3 protein-coding genes and 1 pseudogene are annotated in these 5,631 nt (G+C 73.8%); 2 read left to right on the plus strand and 2 right to left on the minus strand.

The features are described 5' to 3' along the window. Positions 1 to 43 precede the first annotated feature (43 nt). Positions 44 to 1,147, minus strand: coding sequence for an aminoglycoside phosphotransferase family protein (locus tag EEJ42_RS35025; protein WP_123106241.1), 1,104 nt, complete (start codon positions 1,145 to 1,147; stop codon positions 44 to 46). A gap of 300 nt (positions 1,148 to 1,447) precedes the next feature. Here EEJ42_RS35025 and EEJ42_RS35030 point away from each other — a divergent pair, with 300 nt between their 5' ends. Beyond that, positions 1,448 to 2,962 (plus strand): DNA-binding protein NsdB, encoded by a 1,515-nt coding sequence (locus EEJ42_RS35030; RefSeq protein WP_123106243.1) that lies wholly within the window; start codon positions 1,448 to 1,450, stop codon positions 2,960 to 2,962. A 65-nt stretch (positions 2,963 to 3,027) separates the two neighbouring features. Here the strand turns inward: EEJ42_RS35030 and EEJ42_RS35035 are convergent, their stop codons facing one another. Next, complete coding sequence (locus EEJ42_RS35035; RefSeq protein WP_123106245.1) at positions 3,028 to 4,524, minus strand: PP2C family protein-serine/threonine phosphatase; 1,497 nt, start codon at positions 4,522 to 4,524, stop codon at positions 3,028 to 3,030. 321 nt (positions 4,525 to 4,845) lie between these two features. Here EEJ42_RS35035 and EEJ42_RS35040 point away from each other — a divergent pair. Then, positions 4,846 to 5,631: pseudogene (locus EEJ42_RS35040) on the plus strand (HEAT repeat domain-containing protein); the annotation flags it as partial.

Below are 5,631 nucleotides of genomic sequence, written 5' to 3' on the forward strand. Positions count from 1 at the left end.
GTCCAGACCGGTGACACGCCGCAGACGGTGTGACGAGGCGCCTTCAGCGCGTGCCCACCGCGGCGCGCACGGCGCGCCGGGCCAGACCGCAGTCGTCATGCAGCCGCCGCAGCAGCAGCCGCTGCTCCTCACCGGCGGCCATCACCCCCGGCACCACGGGCGCCGGATCGTGCATGCTGCGCTGCACGGCGGTCTCGTACCGGCGGATCTCCCGGGTGAGGACGAGCATCAGGTTGACCAGGAACGCGTCCCGCGCCGCCGGACCCGCCGCCTGCGCGAGCTGGCTGATCTGACGCCGGGCCACCGGGGCGTCGCCGAGCACCGCCCACAGCGTCGCCAGGTCGTAGCCCGGCAGATACCAGCCCGCGTGGTCCCAGTCGATGAGCGCCGCGCCCGAGGGGGCCAGCAGCACGTTGTTCAACAGGGCGTCGCCGTGGCAGAACTGGGCCGGCAGCTGCCGCCCCGCCGACTGCGAGACCCCGCGCAGCAGCTTGCGCACATCGCCCATGTCCCGGTCGGTCAGCAGCCCCAACTCGTGGTAGCGGGACAGCCGGGCGGCATAGTCGACCGGGGCGTCGAACAGGTCCCCCGGCGGCCGCCACTGGTTGATCCGGCAGATCGCGCCGAGCGCGGCGCGCACATCGGCGCGCGGCGGCGCCTCGGCGGGATGGCGCTGCGCGGCCGCGACCCGCCCGGGCATCCGCTCGATGACCAGCGCGCAGTTGTCGGGGTCGGCGGCGATCAGCCGCGGCACCCGGACGGGAGGACGCTGTCGTACGAACGTCCGGTACATCGCTATCTCGCGGCGGAACCGCTCGGCCCACGCCGGGGAGTGGTCCAGCAGGCACTTGGCGACCGCCGTGGTGCGGCCCGTCGAACCGACCAGGAGAACGGACCGCCCGCTGCGCCGGAGCACCTGGACGGGGTTGAACTCCGGACAGATGCGATGGACCGCGGCGATGGCGGTGCGCAGCTGGGCACCCTGGGGACCGGACACGTCGAGTCTTCCGCTGGGCGGCACGGAGCCGAGGGCGGCGGTGCGCCGCGCGCGGCCGCCGGGAGCGGGATCGAGGTACGGCCCATTGCCGGGCAGCTGCCGCCGGTACGGCCGAGGCGGGGCGGACACGGAGGACGACGCTGCGTACATGGGCGAGACAGATCCCTTCGTGTGCCGACGTATGTGCGTACGCTCCCGGCCCCGGGGCGGGGCCGCACCCTGGGGAATGCGGCTGGCATTTTCCAACGGGCAGTTTCCCGCCGGCATTTTCCAACTGGAATTTCCAACCGGATTTTCCAACCCGCACCGGGCCGGGTAGCGCACTCCTACATCACACCCGCGCGCGGGTGGCACACCATCTGGCGGACCCTGGCGAACCCTGGCGAATAGTCGCACGGCTCGTGACGGGCCCGTTACTGTCAAGTCAGCCGAGGATCCTGGGGGCTTGACGTGACGAGGGAACCCAACACCCGTCTTGCGGACCTTTTCGGCCTGGCCGGCTGGTCCAAGGGCGAGCTCGCGAGGCTCGTGAACCGGCGCGCGGCGGCCATGGGCCACCCGCAGCTGGCGACCGACACCTCGCGGGTGCGGCGTTGGATCGACACCGGCGAGACGCCGCGCGATCCCGTGCCCAAGGTGCTGGCCGTCCTCTTCACCGAGCGCCTCGGTCGAGTCGTGACCATCGAGGACCTCGGGTTCGGACGAGGTGGGCGCGCGGGAAAGGGGCAGTCCGCCGACGGGCTGCTCTGGCCGCCCGAGTCCACGGCCGCGGTCCTCACCGAATTCACGGGAATGGACCTTATGTTCAACCGACGCGGCTTGGTGGGTGCGGGCGCCGCGCTCGCCGCAGGATCCGCCATCACCGGTGCCATGAGCGAATGGCTGCTCTCCGACCCCACCCTCGCCACCGACGCGCCCCGTTCCGACAACCCCCTCTCCGCCGAGCCCGCGGGCTTCGACCGCTATGAGGCCGCCCCCGTGGGCTCCCAGGAGATCGACGCGCTGGAGACGTCGGTCGAGGTCTTCCGCGCCTGGGACGCCGCCCGCGGCGGCGGGCTCCAGCGCAAGGCCGTGGTGGGCCAGCTCAACGAGGTGGGCGGGATGCTGGCCTACCGTCACCCCGAGGCGCTCCAGCGCAGACTGTGGGGCGTCGCGGCCAACCTGGCCGTGCTGGCGGGCTGGATGTCCCATGACGTGGGCCTGGAGCCCACCGCCCAGAAGTACTTCGTCATCGCCGCGCACGCGGCCCGGGAGGGCGGCGACCGGCCGCGGGCGAGCGAGGCGCTGTCCCGCGCCGCCCGGCAGATGGTGCACATCGGCCGCCCGGACGACGCCCTCGATCTGATGAAGCTGGCATCGTCCGGCGCGGGGGACGCGGCGCTGCCCCGCACCCGCTCCATGTTCCGCACCATCGAGGCCTGGGCGCACGCCTCGAAGGGGCACGGCCAGGCGGTGCGCCGCACCCTGGGGGAGGCGGAGGAGCTGTTCGTCTCCGACCGGGACCGGGGGCCCGCGCCGAGCTGGATGCAGCTGTTCAACGAGGCCGACATGCACGGGATGCAGGGGCTGGTCTACCGCACCCTGGCCGAGCACGAACCGGGCGTCGCGGCCATCTCGCAGCGGCACGCCAAGGAGGCGCTGCGGATGCGGGAGGGCGGCCGCCAGCGGTCGCAGATCTTCGACCACATCTCCATCGCCTCGGCCTCCTTCATCGGCGGCGACCCGGAGCAGGGCACCGCGTCCGCCCGCCAGGCGCTGGCCACGATCGAGCAGAACTCCTCGCACCGCACCTGGGACCGGCTGCGGGAGATGTACCGGCTCACCGCGCCGTACACCTCGTCGGCCGCGGTGCGGGAGTTGCGGGCGGAGATCCAGCAGGCCATGCCGAAGGGGCTGGGCCACCAGAAGGGAGCCGGAGGCGGGGCGAAGGGGGCGGGCGGGGCGGCGAGGACCACGGTCGTGTAGTGGCGGCCGGCGGAAGAGCACAGAGCACGGCCGTCCAGTACGTCTAGCGGCGGCCCATCACCGCATCAACCGACCATCGCGAGCAGTACGCAGGCGTCGCCCTCGCGCCGCTCGTCGTCGAACTCCTCGGCCACCACCCGTACGCACTCCTGCGTGCCGCGGGCGGCGGCGAACCGTGGCGCGAGCCCGAGCAGCCGCTCGGCCGCCACCGTGGGGTCCTCGGCGAGCCCACCGGCGTGCAGCAGGAGCAGATCGCCCGGCTCCAGCCGCTCCTCGGCCTGGGCGTACGTGGCGCCCGCCGTGCCGCCGAGCAGCACACCGGCCGGGGGCCGCAGGGCGCGCCCCGCCCCGTCGCGGAACAGCAGCGGGGCGGGGTGCCCGGCCTGCGACCACACCAGGGTGCGGGTCGCCGGGTCGTACCGCCCGCAGACGGCGCTGCCCAGGGCGGGCTGCGCGGAGACGTCGAGCAGCTGGTTGAGCCGCCCCATCAGCGGGCCCGGCTCGATCCCGGCCACCGCCATGCCGCGCACCGCGCCCAGCACCATCGCCATGCCCGACGTCGCGGCGACGCCATGGCCGGTGAGGTCGCCGACGCTCAGCAGGGTGCCGCCGTCCGGCAGTTCGAGCGCGTCGTACCAGTCGCCGCCGATCAGCGCGCTGTCCGCGGAGGGGAAGTAGTGGGAGGCGACGTCGAGGGCGGTGTCCGCGGGCCGCCGGCCGTGCGCGAGGGGCGCGGAGCCGCGCCACGGCGGCAGGACGGCCTCGTGCAGCTCGACCGCCAGTCGGCGCTCGGCGCGGGCCATGTGCCGCTGGCGCTGGAGCGAGTCGCGGGATTCGCGCACCGCCCGCTCGCTGCGGCGCAGCGCACTCACATCGCGGAGCACCGCCCACATGGAGGCGGTGCTGCCGTCGGTGTCGAGGACGGGCTCGCCCGCCATGTGCACCGTACGGACGGCGTCGTCCGGACGGACCACCCGGAACTCGCCGTCGATCGGCTTGCCGTCCACCAGGCAGTCCGTGACCATCGCGGTCAGCACCGGCTGATCGTCGGCGACCACCCAGGAGGGCAGCTCGTCCAGGGGCAGGCCGCCCTCGTCGGGGCTGCGGCCGAAGATCTGGCACAGCTCGTCGGACCAGGTCACCTCGTCGGTGAGGAGGTTCCACTCGGCGCTGCCGACGCGGTTGAGCAGTGAGCCGGGACCGTGGCCGGGGCCCTGCACCGCCGCGTCCTGATCGAGCGGCTTCCGCTCCTCAGCCGCCCCATCCGCCCCCGCCGCTCTGCCGGGCTCCTCCGATTCCCCGGGCTGCTCGGAGGGCAGCCCCTCCCGCAGCTGGTCCAGATGCTGGCCGAGGTCGTCCAGATGGTGGACGGCGAGATCGCACAGCGCGCGCTGCCAGCGCAGCTGGGTCTCGTTCGCCGTACCGCTCAGGTCCGCCGTGGTGTCGCGCCGCACGGCGGCGATGCCGCCGCGGAGCCGCCTGGTCTGCGTGATGAGCGCGTCGACCGTGCCGCGCTGGGGCGACGGGGCGGCGGGATGGTCCGCGGAGCGGGGGGACGGCATGTGTTCTCCGATACGGGCCGGTACGGGGCGGCGCTGCCGGGTCTGACGGGGTAAGGACCGGTAACGACTCTTGCACAGGCTGCGACGTCACGTAAGTCGTTTGGCAATACCCGATCCGGTGGTGCTTCTGGCATATGTCAATGGCTTTCCTGGGGCAAGTCGGACACGGCTCGGTGGAGCATGCGGTTCCGGGTAGGCTGCGGCGCTCGGGAATCCCTCAGTTCAGGTGTTCATCCGGCATATGGCGCCAGGACACCGGCAAGAATGCCGGACGACGGAAATCCCGTTGCCAGCGAACCCCCCGCACCGGATGCTGACCTCATGTTCGATCCAGACATAGCGCCCAGCGGTACCCTGCTCGGCCTCCTCCAGCGAGGCCGCGGCGACGGGACCCTGCACGCCCTCGCCGCGCCGCGGGCCGAGGCGCTCGCGGCACTGCACCACTGCGTGCTGCACGACCCACGCCGTGACTGGCAGGTCGAGAACCGCTCCCTCTACTACGCCCGGCTCTGCCTGGACCTCGACGCGGACCTCGACGAGATCGAACAGCACCTCTTCCACCCCGACGACCTGGTGAACACCGACGAGGAGCGCACCGGGCTCGCCCTCGCCGTCCTCGGCCACCTCGCCGCCTACGACCGGCTCGACGCGCTGCGGCTGCTGCGCCGGTACGCCGCCGCCGGCAGCAACTGGGAATGGGCCCTGGACGAGCTGGCCCTGCGCGACGACGACGCCGGGCTGCGCGCCCTCGCCCCCGCCGTCCTCGGCCGCTTCCCCGAGACCCCCGACGGCGACGCCGAACTGGCCGCCGCCGCGCGCGGCGCCTTCGAGCCCCGCCCCTGGCGGCTGTGGGCCGACGACCCGGCGCACGGTCCGCGCGTGCGCGCCGTGCAGGAACAGGGCGCCTTCGACCGCTGGCAGCGCCAGCTGCGCCCCTCCGGGCCGCGACCCGGCTGGAGCGTCCACGACGTCCTGGCCTGGGCCCAGCAGGAACACGACCTGCGGCCCGGCAGCCGCCGCCCCGACGCCGCCGCCCGCTGCCTGGCCGCCGTGGCCGGTCCGGAGGACCGTCCCGAGCTGCTGGCCGCCGCCGCGTCGGCCCCGGAC

This window comes from Streptomyces botrytidirepellens (assembly GCF_003721215.1).
Classification (GTDB): Bacteria; Actinomycetota; Actinomycetes; order Streptomycetales; family Streptomycetaceae; genus Streptomyces; species Streptomyces himastatinicus.

What these genes read in the sequence shown, in the direction of transcription:
- EEJ42_RS35025 (WP_123106241.1), bottom strand. Translation starts at nt 1,147, where the DNA reads ATGTACGCAGCGTCGTCCTCCGTGTCCGCCCCGCCTCGGCCGTACCGG.
- EEJ42_RS35035 (WP_123106245.1), bottom strand. Translation starts at nt 4,524, where the DNA reads ATGCCGTCCCCCCGCTCCGCGGACCATCCCGCCGCCCCGTCGCCCCAG.